This is a genomic window from Nocardia sp. Marseille-Q1738 (assembly GCF_965283145.1).
Genome location: NZ_CBDIMS010000008.1, coordinates 201,588 through 219,856, shown reverse-complemented (window position 1 = coordinate 219,856; position 18,269 = coordinate 201,588). Strand labels below are relative to the sequence as shown.

Genomic DNA, 18,269 nt, shown 5'->3' with positions numbered 1-18,269 from the left:
AGACGAACTCGATGATCGCTGAACCCGATGACGATGGCCACGTGCAATCTCTTGTCGCAGAACGTGGTCCGACCGTGCTACGCATCGCATTGGGCGGCCAATTGCGCAAGCTCCGGGAGAAGAAGGGCATCACCCGCGAGGCAGCGGGTGATGCGATCCGGGGTTCGCACGCCAAGATCAGTCGTCTCGAGTTGGGCCGTACCGGTTTCAAGGAACGCGATATCCGCGACCTGCTGACCCTGTACGGCGTGCACGATCTCGAGGAGCGGGAGTCGTTCCTCGAATTGGCCAGGCAGGCCAACGAGCCCGGGTGGTGGCATCGCTACAACGATCTGCTGCCACAGTGGTTCGGCACCTATCTCGGCCTGGAGCAGGCCGCGAGCAAGATTCGCACCTACGAGGCGCATCTTGTGCCCGGCCTGCTGCAAACACCCGAATACGCCAGGGCGGTCGTGGCGCTCGGGTATGACGACGCCGACACGGATCGGCGGGGTGCGGTGCGGGAACCCAAGCCGGAGATACCTTTTCCGGCGGAGGCCGCCGGTGGTCTGGGCAGTGATCGACGAGGCCGCGTTGCACCGGCCGGTCGGCGGCGCGCGGGTGCACCGGGAGCAGATGCTGCATCTGATCACACTGGCCGACCTGCCGAACGTGACGATCCAGGTGCTGCCGTATTCCGCGGGCGAGCACGCCGCGGCGGGCAGCTCGTTCAGTATTCTGCGTTTCGCGGAAGCGGAACTCCCCGACATCGTGTATCTCGAACACCTGACCAGTGCGCTGTATCTGGAACGACGCCAGGACTTGGCGCTCTATCTGTCGGTCATGGACCGGCTCAGCGTCCAGGCCGAACGCCCGGACAAATCGATCGAGATCATCGAGAAGTACGCCGCCGGTCGCTGAGACCGCGCGGCGGCATGTCGAACGGCTGAAACAACTGCGAGGTCCACCTCGAATCGGAGGTGGACCTCGTTGTGCGCTCGCTTCGACTGCCAGTGGTCGCACTGACGGTGGCCATGGGTGAACGCCCGGCGCCGGTGCTGCGTAGGGCGTCGGGCGTGCGCGACGGAAGTACGTGCGGCACAAGGCGATTCGGTCCGCCGGGCATCGGACGGCGGGACCGGTGGGTTTACTGCTTGATGAAGCTGGAGGCGATTCGCCAGAATGTCGCGGGCTGTAATGCGTCGAGATCCCAATCGTCGGCCATAGCGTGCGCTGTGGTGACGATTCGCTCTATATCGAAGTCGTGCCGTGTTGCCGCACCCGTGGATTCGACGGCATCAATGACATACGCCACGGCGGTTTCTCGGGAGAACGTGGTGTTCGCGTGGCCGCTGCGGGCCGACGATGTGTTCATAGTTCTGTCACTCGCTGGCTGGTCGGCCAGTGCGGCGTCGGCTGATCCGAGCCTGCCGCCGGTAAGTGGTTGTTCCATTCGAATGCCCCTGCTGTTCGGCAGCGGTAAACCCGCGGCGACTTCGGCCTTCGGCTCGCCAACACTGCCTCCCCTGGTGGTCCCCTGTAAAGCGTTGCGGCACTGAGTTTATGTCGCTGCAGCTTTCAGATGCAAGCACATCTGCACGATCGATTGCACGTGCGCACTGCGCATTTCGGCTGCGTAAGTTTGCGGACGCGGTGCTCGCGACGAAAATTCACTCGCGGCCGAACAGGACGTCCGTGCTGTAATCGATCTGTGTACCGGGCTCGACGAATTGATCGGCCGCCTCCCGCCAGGCCAGGAAATGCTCCGTGAAACGGTGTGCCTCGGCCGCCTCGTCGTCGGTGTAGAGCTGGTAGAGGAAGAAACGGTGCGGGTCCACCCGATCTGCGCAGATGTCGAAACGTAGACAGCCGGGCTCGGTCCGCACGGAGGCGTCGGCGCTGCGGGATATGGCCGCCAGGAACTCGGCGCGGGAGCCGGGGCGGATCTTCATGGAGACGATACGACTGAACACGGTTGTTCTCCCATCGTGACCGTTCGGGTCGATCGGCAAGGGCTGCGGCTGGATTCGTCCGGCTCAGCCGGCCAGTTGCGCAATCGCCTGGCTAATCGGCGTGTGGCCGGAAACGAGTTCGAGCGTCCTGCCGAAGGTGTGCGCGGCGGGCAGGAGCCCGGCCAGAACGGCTGCCACATCGGCGCGGGGGACGGCCGCCCGCCCGACCGGCGGCGGGGCGAGCGTCACCAGTCCGGTGCCGGGGGAATCGACCAGCACACCGGGACGCAGGATGGTCCAGTCCAGATCCCGTCCCCGCAGGTCGTCTTCGGCTCGGGTCTTGGCATCGACATAGGCCGCCCACACCTCGTCGGTGCCGGGCGCGGGTGGCCGACCGGCGCCCATCGTGGAGATCTGCAGGAAGCGACGTACCCCGGTCCGCTCGGCGGTCTCGGCCAGCCGGACGGACCCGCCCAGATCCACGGTGTACTTGCGTTCCGCGCTGCTGCCCGGACCGGCGCCTGCGGCGAAAATCGCCGCGTCGCCGCCTTTTACGACGTCTGCCAGGTCGTCGCCGCCTGCCTTCTCCAGGTCGCACACCACCGGCTCGGCGCCGGCGGCGCGCACCTCGGGGGCGTGCTCGGGATTGCGGACGAGCGCGGCGACCTCGTGGCCGTCCGCGGTGAGTAAGGGGGCGAGCAGCAACGCGATCTTCCCATGTCCGCCTGCGATGACGACACGCATGGATCGCTCCTTTCCGTCTAGGCGGTACCCGCGCTAGCGCTCGGGGCCGCCGGGATTGCAGCGTGCTTCGACGGTGGCCGGATAACCGACCGCCGGACGCCAGGGTTCCAAATTCCAGCTCGGCTTGGCCGGTTGCACCAGCCGCGCCCACACCCAGTGACAGAGGAACTGGTCGCGCATACCGGGCGCGTCGGCGTCCGCGGAGAGGGCCAGGATCTCCTGCCACGCCCGCTCGTCCGAGCCGGGGAAGGTGGTCTGCCGCCCTGCCTCGGTCGGAAAGACGAGCAGCCGGGGCCCGTCGATCGTTTCGGTCCAGGTGACGTGGTCCACCAGCGGCCGGCCCGCGTAGGGGTCGACGGTCGGCACGGCGCCCACCGGAGTGGAGACCGGGGATGCCGGTGGGATCGGGGTGGCGGTCGTCGCGACGGTGCTCGTCGTCGCGGTCGTCGCGAACGTGGGCTTATCGGAACCACAAGCCGCCGTCACCGACAGCAGGCCGACGGACAACAGCGCGGCGGCCCGGCGCGAGCGGACGAGGCGGTGCGGGTACCGCTGCGCCACGATCGAACCTCCTGTGTTCTCCTCGGCACCGTCGGCGTGCTCTGTCGAGCTTAATGGGCGCGGCGGGACGAGGTCCGTCCCAGCCTGCGCCGAGCGGAGCGAAGGCCGAGGTAGCCGCATGGCGAACCGGGCGGGGCGGGCGGTCGGGCCACCGATTGTGGTGGCTTGCCGGTGCGGCTCGGGCCGGAGATAGTCGGTCATGCGTTGTGGACGGTTCATGGCGGGAGCGGCGGTGGTCGTGGTCTCGATGACGGTCGCGCTGGGCGGCCCCGCCGACGCGCGGGTGGGTGAGGCGCCGGGGACCGTGACGGATCTGGTGGAACTGGCCGGGCGATTGCATGTGCGGGGAGCCGTGACGGCCGAGCGGTTCACCTATTGGTCGCGTGGCCCGCGTGGCCCGATGCAGAGCACCGGCGTGCTGTACCTGCCCGAAGGCACGCCGCCGCAGGGCGGCTGGCCGATCGTCGCCTACGCGCACGGCACGTCGGGCATCGCCGACCACTGCGCGTTCACGCTGCAACCGCGGGACTACTACCTGGCGTCGGTGTACCCGGATCTGCTGCGCGCGGGGTACGCGGTCGTGGTCTCCGACTACGTCGGGCTCGGCACGCCCGGCATCCATCCCTACCTGGACGGGCCGGCGCAGGCCCGCAGCATCATCGACGGCGTGCGCGCCGCGCGCGCGGTGGCCCCCTCCCTCGGCACACGCTGGGCGGTGTTCGGCCAGTCCCAAGGCGGGCATGCGGCGCTGTTCAGCGCCCAGCTCGCGCCCGGTGACGCGCCGGAGCTCGAGTTACGCGGCGCCGCCGCCACCGGGGCGCCGTCGAATCTGGACCTGGTTGTTCCGCTCGCCGGGCCATGGTTGCCGCGGTTGCCGCTGCAGAAGACCACCGCCTACTTCGGCATGCTGCTGGCCGGGCTGCGTTCCAGCGCACCGGAACTCGATATCGACGCGTATCTGACGCCGGCGGGCCGTGACGTGCTGCGGATCGTGGAATCGGAATGTGCGGTCGAGGCGGACGCGAAGGTGTCCGGTATCGGGATCGGCGCCATGCTGTCGCGGCCGCTGGACGATCCCGCACTGCTCGCCGCATTGCGCGCGATGCTGCGGGTGCCGACGAGCGGTTACTCGGTGCCGCTGTTTCTCGGTCAGGGGCTGACGGATCTGGAAGTGCCCGCGCCGCTGACGCTGGAACTGATCGCGCAGTTGCGGTCCTCCGGAACCGATCTGCGCGTGGGCTGGTATCCCGGCGATCATCTGGGTGCGGCCCGCGAAGCGTTTCCCGACGCGCTCGCGTTCCTGCATGCGGTGCTGGATCGTCCCTGAGTTCGCGTACTCAGCGCCAGAGCGAGCGGCAGGGTAGCCTGCGCAGGTCGGGTCGAACCTCGCCGTCAACGGTGACGGTGATCCCGGCGTGCACGGCGGCCGAGGTGAACTCCCACGCCTCGGTTCGAGTCGCCGCGTATTCGAGGATCAACGCGTCCTCGGGGGTGGGTCCGTCGAAGTAGACAGTGATCCGCCGGGTCGGCGTCTCCTGGGTGTCGTCGCATGAGCGAGCGTAGCGAGCGAACGAAGACACAGCCGAGCAATCGCTCGTGCCGGAGCCGAGCGCCAGCGAGGTGTAGGTATGAGCGATTCTATGCGCAGTGCCGTCCATGCCACCGTCTCCTTCCGGCCGGCGCGGCAGCCGCGCCGTACGACTGACGGTAGAGGGCCGCCAATGCTGAGAACATGTTCCAGGTTATCGGCTGGAAATGTCACAGATCGGGCACCCGGCGGTGGGGTACAGTCACGAGCCGGGCGGCGTCGCGGCTACCGGCTGGACACCCCAAACTTGTGAATTGTCAACATGTTCGCGGTGCAAGGGTGCCTTACGCGCGTCATGTTGTCGAGGATGGTCACAGCGTTGGACGATTCAGGAGGCACACGTTCGATGAGTCAGGACCCACGTTCGCTGGGTAGGGGAGTGGGGCGACGACGTCTCGCACGTGCGATCGGCGCGATGGCCGCGGGCCTGGCGCTGGTAGTGAGCATGGCCGGTGCGGCAACCAGCACGCCGTTGTACCCGGAGCCGGATCCGGACCCCTTCTACCAGACACCCGCGGACATCGCCGACCGCAAGCCGGGCGATGTGCTCGCGACCCGGGTGATGCCACCGCTGGCGGTCTTCCCGGAGACCACCGTCACCGTCGTGCGGTTCCGGTCGACGAATTCGGAGGGGAAGCCGATCGCCGCGACCACCACGGTGCTCACCCCGAAATCGCACCGTCCCGACGGGCCGCTGCTGTCCTTACAGCACATCATCAACGGGCTCGGCTCGGAGTGCTCGGTCTCGCGTGTTCTCTACACCGGTGACCCGAACCTGGTCGTGCGGGAGGCGCCGGGCTGGAACGTGCTGCTCGCCCGGGGCTGGAGCGTCGTTCTGCCCGACCACCTCGGGCCGAACTTCGCGTATGGCGCGGCCAAACTCGGCGGGCAGATCACGCTCGACAGTCTTCGCGCCGTGAAGCAGGTCGCCGAGCTCGGGGTGCAGCGCAGCCCCGTGGCCATGGTCGGATACTCGGGCGGTGGTATGGCGACCGCGTGGGCGGCCGCTCTGCAGCCGAAGTACGCGCCGGAGCTGGAGATCGCCGGTGCGGCCATGGGCGGTGTGCCGATGAATTTGGTGAAGATGCTCGAGGGACTGGGGTTGAACCCGCACCCGGTGTTCGGGCTGGCGCTGGCCGCGGGATTCGGGCTGGAACGGGAATATCCGCAGCGCTTCCCGCTCAGCGACCAGCTGAACGATCGGGGCTTGGCCGCTCGCGCGCAGATCGCCAACAGCTGCACCAACGACATCCTGGCCGCGGGCGCAGGCCGCGGTGCGCTGGACTTCGCCAAGACGACCTCGATGATGAACGACGACACGGCGCGTGCGGTCGTCGAGGAGAACAGTCTCGAGCTCTACGACGGCGTGCCCGAGACGCCGGTGTTCGAATGGCATTCGCCGATCGACGGTCTCATCCCGATCGACTCGGTGGTCAACACCGACAAGCGGTGGTGTGCCGCCGGTGTCAAGGTGCAATCCGAGCAGATCCCGGTGCCCGACCACCTGACGGCGGCGGTTCTCGGCATCCCGGCGGCACTGAACTGGCTGGACGCCCGTTTCCGAGGGGAGCCCGCACCGAGTAACTGCTGATCGACCGGACGCGACGACCGAGCCGGACCCGTTGTCTGCGCACGGGTCTCGGCCGGTTGTTGCGATATGGATACGCGACAACACAACTCGAGTGCTTTCCCGCCTCGGGTTGCGGGTACTGACGTAGCCTGACGTCCTGGCTCCCGGACCGACAGGGGAGATTCGGGGGTCGAAGGCCGTAACGCCCGGGTGCCAGAGGAATCAGCCGTCGCACCCAAAGGCGTGTGCCATGAGATATCTGCCTGCCGTTGCCGTCGCATTGCTCATCGCCGGTTCGGTCCTGGCCGCCCCTGTCGCCGCCGAGCCGCCGCCCGCGCCGCCGCCCGACGTGTCCGGTGCGTTCCCACCGCCCGGTGGGCTGCTGCCCGGTCTGCAACAGCTCATCGATCGGGTGATCCCACCGCCGCCGATAGCGCCCCTACCGGAGTCGAGTTCGCCTACGCAGCAGGCCACCACACTGTCGCCGTCCCTGGCCGCGCTGCGCCTGGCCAGCTTGCCCGCGGCCGTCGGTGACCCGATATTCGATCTCCGCCCCGCGAACCTCGAGGAGCTGATCGAGGGGCAGGTGATCGATGTGCGCGACGTCAGCGCGACGACGGCGCCGCTGATGCTGCTGCCGATCCGGCGCGCCCTGCTGGTGAAGTACCGCACGACCGATGCGCACGGCGCGCCGTCGTACGCCACGGCCACCCTGGTCGTTCCCGCGGCGGCCTGGCCGGGCCCGGGCCCGCGGCCGGTGGTGGTGAACAACTTGCCGATCGACGCACTCGGCCGTGTCTGCACCCCGGGATACACCCTCGCCCACGGGCTCCACCCGGACACCAGCATTACCGACTTCATTCCGCCCACAACGCACGTCGCGGCGCTGCGCGGATACGCCGTGCTGATTCCCGACCACGAGGGTCCGTCGATGGCCTACGCCGAGCCGATCGTGGCCGGTCACGCGGTGCTCGACTCGATCAGGGCGGTGCGTGAACTGCTGCCCGAGGAGTTCGGCGATAGCAAGTTCGGGATGGCGGGCTATTCCGGTGGAGCGATCGCGACACATGGGGCGGTGAAGCTGATCGCCGGTTACGCACCGGAATTGGCGGAGGTGATCGTGGGCGCGGCGCTGGGCGGGGTGCCCGCGGACTACGAGATCCTGGCCCGCAGCATGAACGGGAATCTCGCGTCGGCGGTGTTCATGGGCGCGGTGTTCGGGATCGGCCGTGAGCGGCCGGAAATCCTCGCCAGGATGAACAACCTCGCCCAGTGGGTGGCGACCTCGCCGGTGAAAGACATGTGCGGCAGCAGTTATGGACTGGCGGGCCTGCTGATGCTGCCGATCGATGTCGCCGCGAATTACCCGGACCCGCTGAACTCGGCGCTGGCCGCGGACGTCTATCGGGTGACCAGGATGGAAGACATGAAGTCGGCGGCTCCGCTCTATATCTACAACGGGGAGCAGGAGTTCTGGATCCCGGCCGAGGGCGCGCGCAACCTCTACTGGGAACAGTGTCGTCTCGGCGTACCCGCGGTGTACCGTAGTGTTCTCGGTGAGCACATCATCGCGGGGGCGCTCGGTTATCCGGAGGCCATGGTCTGGTTGGACGACCGGCTGCGCGGGGTCCAGGCTCCCGACGAGTGCTGACCGTGTGACGGCGCCGGGGGAGGCATCCGGTAACGCGGTATGGCAGTGGTGTGCCGGTCCGGGCGGGGAAGCCGAGTTCCGAGAGGGCACATGAACGACAGCACGACCGCCGCGTCCGAGCAGGCAAAGGCATTGGTGGGACGGCATTACCGCTTGACCGACCACTACGAGGTGGGGCGCGAGAAGATCCGCGAGTTCGCGCGGGCGTTGCAGGACGACCATCCGGCGCACCGATACGAAGAGGCCGCCGCGGAGTTGGGCTTCGACGGGTTGGTCGCGCCGCCGACCTTCTCCTCGATCGTCCTGCTGCTGATGCAGCGCAAGATGTTCGAGTCCGTGCTCACCGGCTACGATCTCGGCCAGGTCTTGCAGACCGAGCAGTCCATCCAGGTGCACCGCCCGATCGTCGCCGGCGACCAACTGCGGTGCGACTCTTATATCGAGTCGTTCCGGCAATTCGGTGACAAGGACTTCATGGTCACCAAGAACGTGCTCACCAACCAGTACAAGGACGTGCTGCAGACCGCGTACAGCACCGCGGTGGCGCAGACCGGGGTGGATCTCGCCCCCGACCTGGGCGCCACGGTCGAAGGCGTGATCATGACCGGGCAGTCCGCGGCCGACCGGTCGGCCGCGGCGGCCACGCGGACGACCGACGAGGACGCCGGGCTGGTCGAGTGCTTCGATGAACCGGCACAACCGGATCCGTCCGGCCAGCCGCGAACGCCACGGTCGATCCCCCTTTTCGAGGATTTGTCCGTCGGCATGGTGCTTCCCCCGCGAACGACGCTGCTCACCCGTGGCGATCTGGCGAATTACGCTGGCGTGTCGGGTGATTCGAATCCGATCCATTTCAGCGACCTGGTGGCGCGCAGCGTGGGCCTGCCCGACGTCGTCTCGCACGGACTACTGACCATGGGTCTCGGCGCCGGGTACCTCACATCATGGCTGGGCGATCCAGCCGCCGTGGCGAAGTATGCGGTTCGGTTCGCGACGTTCGCACCGGTTGGTGCGACCAAGGCGAGTGCGATCGAATTCCATGGCCGGGTCAAGGAATTGGATCCCGAACGTCGCGCCGCCACCATCGCGCTGAGCGCCACTTCCGAGGGGCGCAAGCTGTTCGGGCGCGCGACAGCGACGGTGCTGTTGCGCTGATCCCTTCCGTCGGCATTTCGTCCAGGTGAGCAGCGGGCGTCGGTTGTCATCGCCGTGGGCGTATACCACGTCGACTTCGCACGTCGAATGGATCCGACTGCAGCCCAGCCTTTCTCAGAACTCCCGTCCGATGATCTTGCGAATGTGCTTGCACCTGCGCATACGCTTCGATTCGACCAAGTTGGTGCTGGAGTGTGGCGAACGCACATGGGAGACTCGAAACATGCGTGCTTCGGTAGTGCGGCCTCGAACTGAAACCACCACTCGCGCAACGGCTCCTGCCGTCGACGGTGGCCCGACCGTTTTGCGGATGATTCTCGGCGGGCGGATGCGACGGCTACGCGAGGCGTGCGGCATTTCGCTCGAGGAGGCGGGCGAGGCGATTCGCGGTTCGCATTCCAAGATCAGCCGGCTCGAGCTGGGCCGGACCGGGTTCCGGGAACGAGATCTGGTCGACCTGCTCGAGCTGTACGGGGTCACCGACGAGGACGAGCGCGCCGAGTTCAAGCGACTCGCCGAGCAGGCCAACACCTCGGGGTGGTGGCACCACGACTCCGATTGGCTGCCGAAGTGGTTCGACACCTACCTGGGCTTGGAGCAGGCGGCACAGCTGATCCGCTGCTACGAGCCGCGCGTGATACCCGAGCTGCTGCAGACTCCCGACTACGCGCGCGCCCTGCTCGTTCTCGCCCATCCCCATGAGGACGAGGAGTCGATCGAGCGGCGGGTTGCCTTGCGTATGCGGCGCCAGGAGATCCTCACCAGACCCAACCCGCCGCAGCTCTGGCTGATCGTCGAGGAGGCGGCGCTGCGGCGCAGGATCGGCGGATCGCAGGTGTGGCTGGCCCAGCTCGAGCAGGTGCTACGGGCCGTGGACTCGCCGAACGTCACCGTGCAGGTGCTCGCCGATCACGTCGGCGGTCCCGCGCTCGCCGACGGCGCGTTCACCATGCTGCGCTTCGCCGAGGCGGATCTGCCCGACATCGTCTACCTCCAGCAGCTCACGGGTGCGCTGTATCTGGACAAGCACGCCGATCTCGCCGCCTATCGCGCGGTGGCGAACCTGCTTTCGGTCCACGCCGCGCCCCCCGAGTACACCCGGGAACTCGTCGCGGCGTTGCGCCAGCGCCAACCGGAGATCATGGATCGACCGTCGGGCTCCTCCTGACCGGATCCGCCGGCCCATCGCGAATACCCGGACGTACAAGGCATTTCGGCCATAGCTGGCGCCCGGGCGCCCGTGGCACACTCGGGAGATGCCCCCTTCGAAGGTGCGACAGGCGATGGATCTCGGCTCCGGTGACAATCCTGTGGTCGGCGGCGGGCCCACGGTTCTCCGGATGATGCTGGGTGGTCGCCTGCGCCGCCTACGCGAGGCCCGCGGGCTCACTCGCGAAGCCGCGGGTGAGGCCATTCGCGGGTCGCATTCGAAGATCAGCAGGCTGGAACTCGGGCGCACCGGCTGCCGGGAGCGTGACCTGGTCGACCTGCTCGACCTCTACCGGGTGAACGACCCCGACGAGCGGGAGCGGTACCTGGAACTGGCCAGGCAAGCCAACGCGTCGGGCTGGTGGGCTCGCGACAACGACTGGTTGCCGAAGTGGTTCGACACCTACCTGGGCTTGGAGCAGGCGGCGCGGCTGATCCGGGTCTATGAGCCGCGGGCGGTGCCCGAACTGCTGCAGACGCAGGCGTATGCCCGATCGGTGCTCGGCATGGCCAATGCGAGTGAGTCGCCGGAGTCGATCGAGCGTCGCGTCGCACTGCGTATGCGCCGCCAGGAGATCTTGTCCCGGCCGGAACCCCCACAGCTCTGGATAATCATCGAGGAAGCCGCGCTGCGCCGCAGGATCGGCGGCTCCACCGTCTGGCGTGCCCAGATCGACCATCTGCTGCGGGCGGAGGAGCAGCCGCACATCACCATCCAGATCCTGGCCGACCACGTGGGTGGGCCCGCGCTCGCCGACGGTGCCTTCACCGTGTTGCGTTTCGCCGAGCCGGACCTGCCCGACATCGTCTACCTCCAACAGCTGACCGGCGCGCTCTATCTGGACAAGGTCGCCGATTTGGACGCGTATTACGCTGTGCTCAACCAGCTTTCGGTACTCGCCCCGCCGCCGGAGCACTCCCGGCGACTGCTGGAAGCGCTGCGCGACGGCGCTGCGCCGACCGTCGACGAACCAGGGGCCCGCGCACACGCGTGACGACAGGGCGCGGCAGTGTGTGTTCGCGCGTGGAGTGGGCCGGGCCACAGCGAAGTATTGTCCCAATGAGACAATAAGGCGTAGGCTATGTCCATGAGCGACGACGGAGTCGGTCTGGACGGCCGTCGGCTGCGCACGCGCCGCAGCCGGGAGGCGCTGTCGCGCGCGGCGTTCGACCTGCTCACCGAGCGGGGGCTCGACGCGGTCGCCGTCGAGGACATCGCGGTGCGGGCCGGGGTCACCCGCCGCACCTTCAGCAGGCATTTCGCCTCCATCGAGGCGGCCATTCTCGGCGATGTCGATCAGGACGTGCACCTGTTCAACGAGGCGCTGTGCCGTCGGCCGCCGTCCGAGCCGCCCTTGGTCGCCTATCGCAACGCCGTCCACGACTGGCTCGCCACCGAGTACGGTGGCGCGCGCGCCGCGCTGCTGGCGCGGCGCTGGGCACTGTTCCAGCGTTTCGAGGACGAGCCCGAGCTGTTCGCCGGTTATCAGCGCATCCGCATCGACGGGCAGCGCGAATCGGTCCGGATCATCGCGGCGAGGCTGAGGGTGGATCCGCTGACCGATCCGCGTCCGGCCGCCGCCGTCGGCGCCGGTGCCGGCATGCTGCTCGCGGCGTTACAGAGCTGGGCGGCGGGCCCGGACCCGATGGGCCTGCCCGGCCTCGTCGAAGAGTTCTTCGACACCCTCCTCACCCTCACTGCCGAATTCCGTTCCGAGGAGTCACCGTCATGTCTACCGGGTCGGTGAGCATGTACCGCCGGACGTGCCGACGCGTCGGGCTCGACCGAAATCCGCTTCGCCGCAGGGAGGACCGCCTGCAAACCGGGTTGGCCGCCCTACTCGCCCTGGTGTTCTTGATCGTCGCCCCCGTGCTGGCGGTGACCGTCGGCGGTGCGGTCTACCGCGTGGAAACGGCCGCGGTGCAAGCCGAAACGGCGCGGCTGCGCCAGGTCGACGCCACCGTGATCGAGACCGGGAAAACGCCGCTGTACGCGCCCGTCATACCCGCACGAGTGTCCTGGAAGGACGCCGAAGGCGTGACACACACGGCCGACTACCAGTCGACCACGGTGGTCGAGCCGGGTTCCACCGTGTCGATCTGGTTGAACGAAGGCGGGGCCATCGTGGAGCCGCCGTCGTCGACCCAGGCCGCCAGCAAAGCGGTACTGCTCACCGCGGGCGCGCTGCTCGGCGTCTCGGTCGTGCTCGGTGGCAGCTACTGGCTGCTGCGCCGCGGCCTGGACCGGCGGCGCCTGCGGCGGTGGGAATCGGAGTGGATGACCGCCGATCTCACCTGGGGGCACGGCTGAGCCCGAGTGCGGCGTGCCCGCCGGGCGGCGGTAGGGACCCGCGCAGCGGGCACGTCGCGTGCCGGGCCACAACGCGGCGAACGATGCACCCGGCACTGCTGCGACAGTAAGTCATGGGCGAGCCGGTCCGCCCGTTCGGCACCGATCATCGGAGATCCCACCATGGTCGTCTGGTTGCGTTGTGACACAACATAAACCGAGTGCGCGCGGAGGCCGGATGAGCGCGGCGCGCCGCGGCATGTGCGATGTCCCAATCGCGGTCATCGGTGCCGATGAACCGTCCCGAGGGCGCGGACGGGGACTTCTCAGAGCGACCGACACGGCTCTAGGGTGACCACGACGCAGCGCCGGAATGCGCGGTCGGCGCTGCGTCACCTACCTCGACCACCCGGACCCACGGGGCCGCAGCATTTCTGGCGACCCGGGTCACGGTATGCGCCGAATGGCCCGAGTGCTTGTGATCCCGCCCAACGCGTCGGGCGGTCCCTGATGAGTTACCTGATACGGTGGAACATATCTCGATTTCATCACGATCAGTCGCTAACCTTCGGTAGGCATGATGGGCAGGCAGCCGAAAACGAGTACCGAGATGTTGACATCAAAACTTGTCGAACATCTGGCCGAGAACTCCGGCCACGACGCGTCCGGCGATGTGGTGACCGCCGCGCGAAACTGTTTGGCCGCGGCCGTCGAACTCCTCGCTCCACAGAGGTCACCCGCTGAAACGCGGCCCCCGGAGATCGCCGGATTCGCCGCGCGCTGGGCGCGTGAGGGCATCGCGCTGGAAACGGTGCTCGGCGCCTACCACGAGGAAATCAAAAACGGATTGGAATTCCTCGCCGACCAGGTCGCCGACGAGCGGGCGGATCATTTTCTGGCCGGGGCGCGGCTGGCGGTCCACGTGCTGGAAATGGTGACCTTGGCCGCGTCGACCGCCTATGTCGACGAGCATCGCGCGGTCGCTCGGGAACATCAGACCGCCGCTCAGACGCTGGTCTCGGCCTTGCTCGGTGGACAGGCGGTCGGCGAGCTCGCCCGGGAGACCGGCATTTCCATCGCGCGGTCCTACCAGGTGGTGGCCTTGGGCATTCCGCCGCACCCGGACGAGCGAAGACCTGGCGCGGGCGCGGTCGCCGCCCGCCGCAAGCTCCGCCGTGTCCAGGCCGCACTGGCCGGCCCGCTCGGCTCCCGCGCGCTGTCGGTGCTGTCCGCCGCGGGCGGCACGGTGCTGGTGCCCCTGGACGACCCGCTCACCCACACCGGATCGTTCAGCATGACCGGCGAGGTACTGGCCATGGTCGGCGACGCCGCCGAGGTGCCGTTGACCGCAGCGGTCGCGACCGGCCGCACCGCACGCATCCCCGAACTCGCCGGTCGCGCGCACGATGTACTCGACCGGCTGCGGGCCGCGGGCGGGCCACCGGGGCTGTACCAGGTGGCCGAAGCGGGTGAAGCGCCGGGTTGTGAGCTACTCCAGCCGAGCCATATGAACATCGTCACCGCGCCCAACGATCACGTAATTGGACGCTCCGCATGACTTTTCGTCAGCTATTGTCGACTGTGCCCTGTTGTCGAGGGTGAGCTAAGGAGTGCGAGTGACCACCGCGTTGTCCGATCGCCATATTCCGCGCGAACTCGAGCCCGCCGTCGAACGCCTGTTCAACGACCATCTGCACAATCCCAAGACCTGGAATCCGTACGATTACGCGCAGTGGGACGATCGCTGCGAATTCACTGGGGTGGGCCGCATTGTCCGGGAGCCCGGTCGATCCGAATTTTCCGACGGTGCGCAGACCGCGATGATCACGAATCCGTGCATCGAAGATAGTCTGCCGTCCTATCACCGGCAGATCTCGGAGCCAGTCACCCTCGACGGCGTGTGGGCTGCCCGGGGTGGCCGGTGCGGCGCCCCGCAACGATTCGACGAGCAGCGCCGACGCGCGGCGGCCCGGCAGGCGGAATGGGCCGCCGCGGCGCGATGAGGCTGCGCGGACCGATCACCGCGGCGATGGCGGTCATCGCCGCGGTGGCCGCTGCGCCCGTGCTCGCCGATCCGGTGACGCCGACCCCGCCGACCCCGCCGACGCCGCCGACCCCGCCACCCGCCGTCGACCCCGAGATGACCCGGACCGGCTTGATCTCGATCGAGAACGTGGCGCCGCGCCGGCAACGGCTGGCGATCGCATCGGCGGCGATGCGCCGGGTCATCACCGTCGACGTGCTGCGCGGCAGCGGCACGGGGCCCCGGCCGGTGCTGTATCTGCTCGACGGCGTCGACGGCGACGCCACTTCCGCCTGGCTGACCAAGGGAAACGCCGCGGAGTTCTTCGCGGACAAGCCGGTCGACGTGGTGCTGACCGGCGGCGGTACCGGCAGCATGTACAGCGACTGGGTGCGCCACGACACCGCGCTGGGACTCAATCGCTGGGAGACCTTCCTCACCACCGAGCTACCGCCCATCGTGGAATCGCTGCTGCGCACCGACGGCCGCCGGGCGATCGCGGGGGTGTCGATGGGAGCGCAGGCGGCGATGATGCTCGCGCAGCGCCATCCCGGCTGGTACCGCGCCGTGGCCGGCATGAGCGGCTGCTATTCCACCTCCGACCCGCTCGGTCACGCCGTCACCACCATCACGGTGGCCTCACGCGGCGGGAATGTCGACAACCTCTGGGGCCCGCCGACCTCACCGGAATGGGCCGCGCACGACAGCCTGCTGCACGCGGAAGGGCTGCGCGGCACGGGGATCTACCTCTCGGCGGCGACCGGCCTGCCCACCGGCGCCGACCTGGTGGCCGTCGCCAACTCGCCGACGATCGTGGAGGCGCTGCGCACCGCGGGTGGTGGTGTGGCGCTGGAGGCGGGCGCCCGAGCGTGCACCGAGCGGTTCGCCGCGCGCCTGGCCGAACTGAAGATTCCCGCCACGGTCGAGTACTCCGCCGCGGGGATGCATACGTGGCCGGATTTCCAGGCCCAGCTACCGAAGATGTGGCAAGTGCTCGCGCCGGCGCTCGAGGTTCCCGAGTCCTCCTGAACGGCGCCGCGGAATCTCCGCGGTGCGGTGGCGTTGACATCGGTATGACCTCGGCCCTGTCCTCCGTTCGGTTCTCCGTGCTGGACCGCTCGCGCGTCCGGCACGGCCAGAGCCATCCGGCCGCGCTGCGCGAGAGCGTCGAGTTCGCTCGACTCGCCGAGGAGTGGGGATATCACCGCTTCTGGGTGTCCGAGCACCACAGCGTGCCCGGCGTGGCGGGTTCGGCGCCGACGGTGCTCGCGGCGGCCGCGGCGGCAGCGACTTCCCGGATCCGGATCGGCACCGGCGGCGTGATGTTGCCCAATCATCAGCCTCTGGTCGTGGCCGAGCAATTCGGTGTGCTGGAGTCGCTGTATCCCGGACGTATCGATATGGGCCTGGGCCGGTCGGTGGGTTTCACCGACGGCGTGCGGCGCGCCCTTGGGCACGACAAACGCGATGCCGAGGACTTCGACGCCCAGCTCGCCGAGCTGCTGGCGTACTTCGCCGAGGGCAGGCGGGGCGTGCACGCCTGGCCCGCGGAGGGGCTGCGGGTTCCCGCCTTCCTGTTGGCGACCGGGTCCGGCGCCGCGCGAGCGGCCCGGTTCGGTCTGCCGCTCGTGATCGCCGCGGTGGGCGGCGAGGACCGCATGATCGAGGCCATCGAGCGATATCGCGCCGAGTTCAGTCCCGGGGTGGCGGGCGCGGAACCCTACGTGGTGGTCTCGGGATCGATCGTCATCGCCGACACCACTTCGCAGGCGTATCGGCTGCTGCTATCGGAGGCATGGTCCGCCGCGTACGCGCGCACCCGCGGCGAGTTCCCGCCCCTGATGCCGCCATCGGACATCGAGGCGCGCGCCATGACCGATCGGGAACGGGAGATCTTCCACGAGGGGCTGCGCGGGCATCTGTACGGCACCGAGGACGAGGTGGCCGACCAGTTGGAGCGGTTGGTGACCAGGACCGGCGCCGACGAGATCCTGGTGCATACCAGTACCTATGACCGCGCCGCCCGCTTGGCATCGCACCGCAGGCTGGCGCTGCTCACCGGCCTGCTGCGTGACCCCGCTCGAGTCGACGGGCCGGATATGGGCCGGTCCGATGCGGCGGCCTGATCAGTCGGCGGCCCGAATCGCTTGCGGGAACAGCACTTCGGCGGCGGCGTAGCCGAACAGCTTGCGACCTTCGGCCCGTGCGTCCACCGCGATGGTCGCCCGTCGCCTGCGCGGATCGATCGAGGTGACCCGGCCGCGAAACTCGACCGTCCCGGTCGCCAAGGGGGGAATGCGCAAGTAGTGCGTGTTGTGCGCGAACTGCGCGCGGAAACGGGTGAGCGCCGTGGGGTCGCCGAGCCAGGCACTCAGGAACGAAGCGGCCAGCCCGAGCTTCAGCATGCCGGGGGCGACCACGGTCGGCAGACCGCTGGCGACGGCGATTCGTTCGTCGAAGAGCACCGGATTGGCGTCTCCGGTCACCCCGGCGTAGTTGACCAGGTCCCCACGAGACAAGCGCACGGTCCGAGGGGGCAATTCCGTGCCCTCCGCGAGGTCGGCGAAATCGATATCCGGTTGCGATATCCGGCGTGCGGGCGCTGGTGCAAGGGAGTCGGCGGCGGCGGGGACGACGGCTTCGGTTCGGCCCTGCCGCGTCGCGACAGGGGAGCGATGACCCATGGCGACGGTGCGTACCGCCTGGGCCAGCCCCGGATCGCGACCGCCGAGGCGTGCGAGCAAGGCGCTGGAGCCGGTCTGCACCACCATGCCGTCCTGGTCGATGAGCACGCTCTTGATCGCGAGGACGTCGTAGTCGCCGAAGTGCCGGAACGATTCGAAATAGACGTCACAGGTCAGGCGGTCCCCGGCGACCAGCGGCCTGCCGAAGTCGAATATCTGGTCCGCGTGCAGAATCCGGGTCGGGTCGTACCCGGTGATCAGCGAATCCATGATTTCGCCGTGCACCCTGGTGAGAATTATCGAGCTGAAGGTCGCGGGCGCGACGAGTCCGGAATATCCGAGTTCCGCCGCGGCGGCCTCGCTCCAATGCGCCGGATGGTAATCCTGGACGGCGCGGGCGAATTCCCGGATCTTTTCCCGTTCCACCTGGTAGGGGACGGCGGAACGATAACGACGGTCGACGAGCGCCCTCGCCTGATCGGCCGGATTCACGGCGGTCTCGTTCATGGATGCTCCTGTATTGCGATACGGTGCTGGTCGGCAGGATCCGGTCAGGTGGCGGGCCGATCCGCCGGCGAAGCGAAGACATCCGCTCGGCTGTCACCGGTCCCCGCGATGCCGACGCCCGCGTTGTGAAAAGAGCTACCCCGCAGTCGATATGGCTGGCGGCCAACGGCACACCCTCGCGTGAGCGCCGACGCGTGTGATGGGAACCATGATGGGGGACACGGGATCTCCAAGCGGTTAGCCATCGGATGGCCACCGACGGCGATGTGCACGTTTTTCCATGATGCCCCCGCACGCCGATGCGGAACTGTGATCGCTTGGTGATCTGGAGAATTCACCGTTTCGCCGCGGTCTTT

18 protein-coding genes and 1 pseudogene are annotated in these 18,269 nt (G+C 68.3%); 13 read left to right on the top strand and 6 right to left on the bottom strand.

The window, feature by feature from the left end; translation table 11 throughout:
• The first annotated feature begins 11 nt into the window (after window positions 1-11).
• Window positions 12-900: pseudogene (locus ACWPXK_RS26040) on the top strand (helix-turn-helix domain-containing protein).
• Window positions 901-1,126: 226 nt separating this feature from the next.
• Here the strand turns inward: ACWPXK_RS26040 and ACWPXK_RS26035 are convergent.
• From ACWPXK_RS26035 to ACWPXK_RS26020, 4 genes are all read right to left on the bottom strand, one after another.
• Window positions 1,127-1,432 carry a hypothetical protein gene (locus tag ACWPXK_RS26035; RefSeq protein ID WP_454198789.1) on the bottom strand — a complete coding sequence of 102 codons (306 nt, stop codon included), beginning with the start codon at window positions 1,430-1,432 and terminating at the stop codon, window positions 1,127-1,129.
• Between the two features lie 217 nt (window positions 1,433-1,649).
• Window positions 1,650-1,952 carry a putative quinol monooxygenase gene (locus ACWPXK_RS26030; RefSeq protein WP_040778103.1) on the bottom strand — a complete coding sequence of 101 codons (303 nt, stop codon included), beginning with the start codon at window positions 1,950-1,952 and terminating at the stop codon, window positions 1,650-1,652.
• A 63-nt stretch (window positions 1,953-2,015) separates the two neighbouring features.
• On the bottom strand, window positions 2,016-2,675 hold the full coding sequence (locus ACWPXK_RS26025) for an SDR family oxidoreductase (RefSeq protein ID WP_454198788.1): 660 nt from the start codon (window positions 2,673-2,675) through the stop codon (window positions 2,016-2,018).
• Between the two features lie 33 nt (window positions 2,676-2,708).
• Window positions 2,709-3,236 carry a DUF2599 domain-containing protein gene (locus ACWPXK_RS26020; protein WP_454198787.1) on the bottom strand — a complete coding sequence of 176 codons (528 nt, stop codon included), beginning with the start codon at window positions 3,234-3,236 and terminating at the stop codon, window positions 2,709-2,711.
• 217 nt (window positions 3,237-3,453) lie between these two features.
• On the opposite strand from ACWPXK_RS26020, the gene ACWPXK_RS26015 reads away from it, so the two are divergent.
• A complete protein-coding gene (locus ACWPXK_RS26015) occupies window positions 3,454-4,563 on the top strand; it encodes a lipase family protein (RefSeq protein WP_454198786.1) in 1,110 nt (369 codons plus the stop codon).
• Window positions 4,564-4,573: 10 nt separating this feature from the next.
• On the opposite strand, the gene ACWPXK_RS26010 is transcribed toward ACWPXK_RS26015, so the two are convergent.
• Entirely contained in the window at window positions 4,574-4,894 is a 321-nt protein-coding gene (locus tag ACWPXK_RS26010; RefSeq protein WP_454198785.1) for a hypothetical protein, read from the bottom strand.
• Between the two features lie 345 nt (window positions 4,895-5,239).
• On the opposite strand from ACWPXK_RS26010, the gene ACWPXK_RS26005 reads away from it, so the two are divergent.
• The 11 genes from ACWPXK_RS26005 to ACWPXK_RS25955 all read left to right on the top strand — a co-directional run bounded on the left by ACWPXK_RS26005 (window position 5,240) and on the right by ACWPXK_RS25955 (window position 16,848).
• Entirely contained in the window at window positions 5,240-6,415 is a 1,176-nt protein-coding gene (locus ACWPXK_RS26005; RefSeq protein ID WP_454198909.1) for a lipase family protein, read from the top strand.
• 229 nt (window positions 6,416-6,644) lie between these two features.
• Entirely contained in the window at window positions 6,645-8,045 is a 1,401-nt protein-coding gene (locus tag ACWPXK_RS26000) for a lipase family protein (RefSeq protein WP_454198784.1), read from the top strand.
• Between the two features lie 90 nt (window positions 8,046-8,135).
• Complete coding sequence (locus tag ACWPXK_RS25995; RefSeq protein WP_454198783.1) at window positions 8,136-9,200, top strand: fused (3R)-hydroxyacyl-ACP dehydratase subunits HadA/HadB; 1,065 nt, start codon at window positions 8,136-8,138, stop codon at window positions 9,198-9,200.
• Between the two features lie 310 nt (window positions 9,201-9,510).
• Window positions 9,511-10,368, top strand: a complete 858-nt coding sequence (locus ACWPXK_RS25990; protein ID WP_454198782.1) for a helix-turn-helix domain-containing protein — start codon at window positions 9,511-9,513, stop codon at window positions 10,366-10,368.
• Window positions 10,369-10,456: 88 nt separating this feature from the next.
• Window positions 10,457-11,404 carry a helix-turn-helix domain-containing protein gene (locus ACWPXK_RS25985; protein ID WP_454198781.1) on the top strand — a complete coding sequence of 316 codons (948 nt, stop codon included), beginning with the start codon at window positions 10,457-10,459 and terminating at the stop codon, window positions 11,402-11,404.
• Window positions 11,405-11,497: 93 nt separating this feature from the next.
• On the top strand, window positions 11,498-12,157 hold the full coding sequence (locus tag ACWPXK_RS25980) for a TetR/AcrR family transcriptional regulator (protein ID WP_454198780.1): 660 nt from the start codon (window positions 11,498-11,500) through the stop codon (window positions 12,155-12,157).
• Window positions 12,139-12,720 carry an Rv1733c family protein gene (locus ACWPXK_RS25975; RefSeq protein WP_454198779.1) on the top strand — a complete coding sequence of 194 codons (582 nt, stop codon included), beginning with the start codon at window positions 12,139-12,141 and terminating at the stop codon, window positions 12,718-12,720. The genes ACWPXK_RS25980 and ACWPXK_RS25975 overlap by 19 nt, the downstream gene beginning before the upstream one ends.
• 589 nt (window positions 12,721-13,309) lie before the next feature.
• Complete coding sequence (locus ACWPXK_RS25970; protein ID WP_454198778.1) at window positions 13,310-14,257, top strand: transcriptional regulator; 948 nt, start codon at window positions 13,310-13,312, stop codon at window positions 14,255-14,257.
• A 58-nt stretch (window positions 14,258-14,315) separates the two neighbouring features.
• Window positions 14,316-14,702: an acyl-ACP desaturase gene (locus ACWPXK_RS25965; protein ID WP_454198777.1), complete on the top strand. Its 387-nt coding sequence runs from the start codon at window positions 14,316-14,318 to the stop codon at window positions 14,700-14,702.
• Window positions 14,699-15,751 (top strand): alpha/beta hydrolase, encoded by a 1,053-nt coding sequence (locus tag ACWPXK_RS25960; RefSeq protein WP_454198776.1) that lies wholly within the window; start codon window positions 14,699-14,701, stop codon window positions 15,749-15,751. The genes ACWPXK_RS25965 and ACWPXK_RS25960 overlap by 4 nt, the downstream gene beginning before the upstream one ends.
• Window positions 15,752-15,795: 44 nt before the next feature.
• The gene (locus ACWPXK_RS25955; RefSeq protein ID WP_454198775.1) at window positions 15,796-16,848 is read left to right on the top strand and encodes an LLM class flavin-dependent oxidoreductase; all 1,053 of its coding nucleotides are present in this window, start codon (window positions 15,796-15,798) and stop codon (window positions 16,846-16,848) included.
• Here ACWPXK_RS25955 and ACWPXK_RS25950 read toward each other — a convergent pair whose 3' ends face one another.
• Window positions 16,849-17,913, bottom strand: a complete 1,065-nt coding sequence (locus tag ACWPXK_RS25950) for a fused (3R)-hydroxyacyl-ACP dehydratase subunits HadA/HadB (RefSeq protein ID WP_454198774.1) — start codon at window positions 17,911-17,913, stop codon at window positions 16,849-16,851.
• Window positions 17,914-18,269: the final 356 nt, after the last annotated feature.

Coding starts and splice junctions, on each gene's coding strand:
- ACWPXK_RS25995 (WP_454198783.1), top strand. CDS start 8,136: ATGAACGACAGCACGACCGCCGCGTCCGAGCAGGCAAAGGCATTGGTG.
- ACWPXK_RS25950 (WP_454198774.1), bottom strand. CDS start 17,913: ATGAACGAGACCGCCGTGAATCCGGCCGATCAGGCGAGGGCGCTCGTC.
- ACWPXK_RS26015 (WP_454198786.1), top strand. CDS start 3,454: ATGGCGGGAGCGGCGGTGGTCGTGGTCTCGATGACGGTCGCGCTGGGC.
- ACWPXK_RS26035 (WP_454198789.1), bottom strand. CDS start 1,432: ATGGAACAACCACTTACCGGCGGCAGGCTCGGATCAGCCGACGCCGCA.
- ACWPXK_RS25980 (WP_454198780.1), top strand. CDS start 11,498: ATGAGCGACGACGGAGTCGGTCTGGACGGCCGTCGGCTGCGCACGCGC.
- ACWPXK_RS25985 (WP_454198781.1), top strand. CDS start 10,457: ATGCCCCCTTCGAAGGTGCGACAGGCGATGGATCTCGGCTCCGGTGAC.
- ACWPXK_RS25960 (WP_454198776.1), top strand. CDS start 14,699: ATGAGGCTGCGCGGACCGATCACCGCGGCGATGGCGGTCATCGCCGCG.
- ACWPXK_RS25990 (WP_454198782.1), top strand. CDS start 9,511: ATGATTCTCGGCGGGCGGATGCGACGGCTACGCGAGGCGTGCGGCATT.
- ACWPXK_RS26000 (WP_454198784.1), top strand. CDS start 6,645: ATGAGATATCTGCCTGCCGTTGCCGTCGCATTGCTCATCGCCGGTTCG.
- ACWPXK_RS26010 (WP_454198785.1), bottom strand. CDS start 4,894: ATGGACGGCACTGCGCATAGAATCGCTCATACCTACACCTCGCTGGCG.
- ACWPXK_RS25955 (WP_454198775.1), top strand. CDS start 15,796: ATGACCTCGGCCCTGTCCTCCGTTCGGTTCTCCGTGCTGGACCGCTCG.
- ACWPXK_RS26025 (WP_454198788.1), bottom strand. CDS start 2,675: ATGCGTGTCGTCATCGCAGGCGGACATGGGAAGATCGCGTTGCTGCTC.
- ACWPXK_RS26005 (WP_454198909.1), top strand. CDS start 5,240: ATGGCCGCGGGCCTGGCGCTGGTAGTGAGCATGGCCGGTGCGGCAACC.
- ACWPXK_RS25975 (WP_454198779.1), top strand. CDS start 12,139: ATGTCTACCGGGTCGGTGAGCATGTACCGCCGGACGTGCCGACGCGTC.
- ACWPXK_RS25970 (WP_454198778.1), top strand. CDS start 13,310: ATGTTGACATCAAAACTTGTCGAACATCTGGCCGAGAACTCCGGCCAC.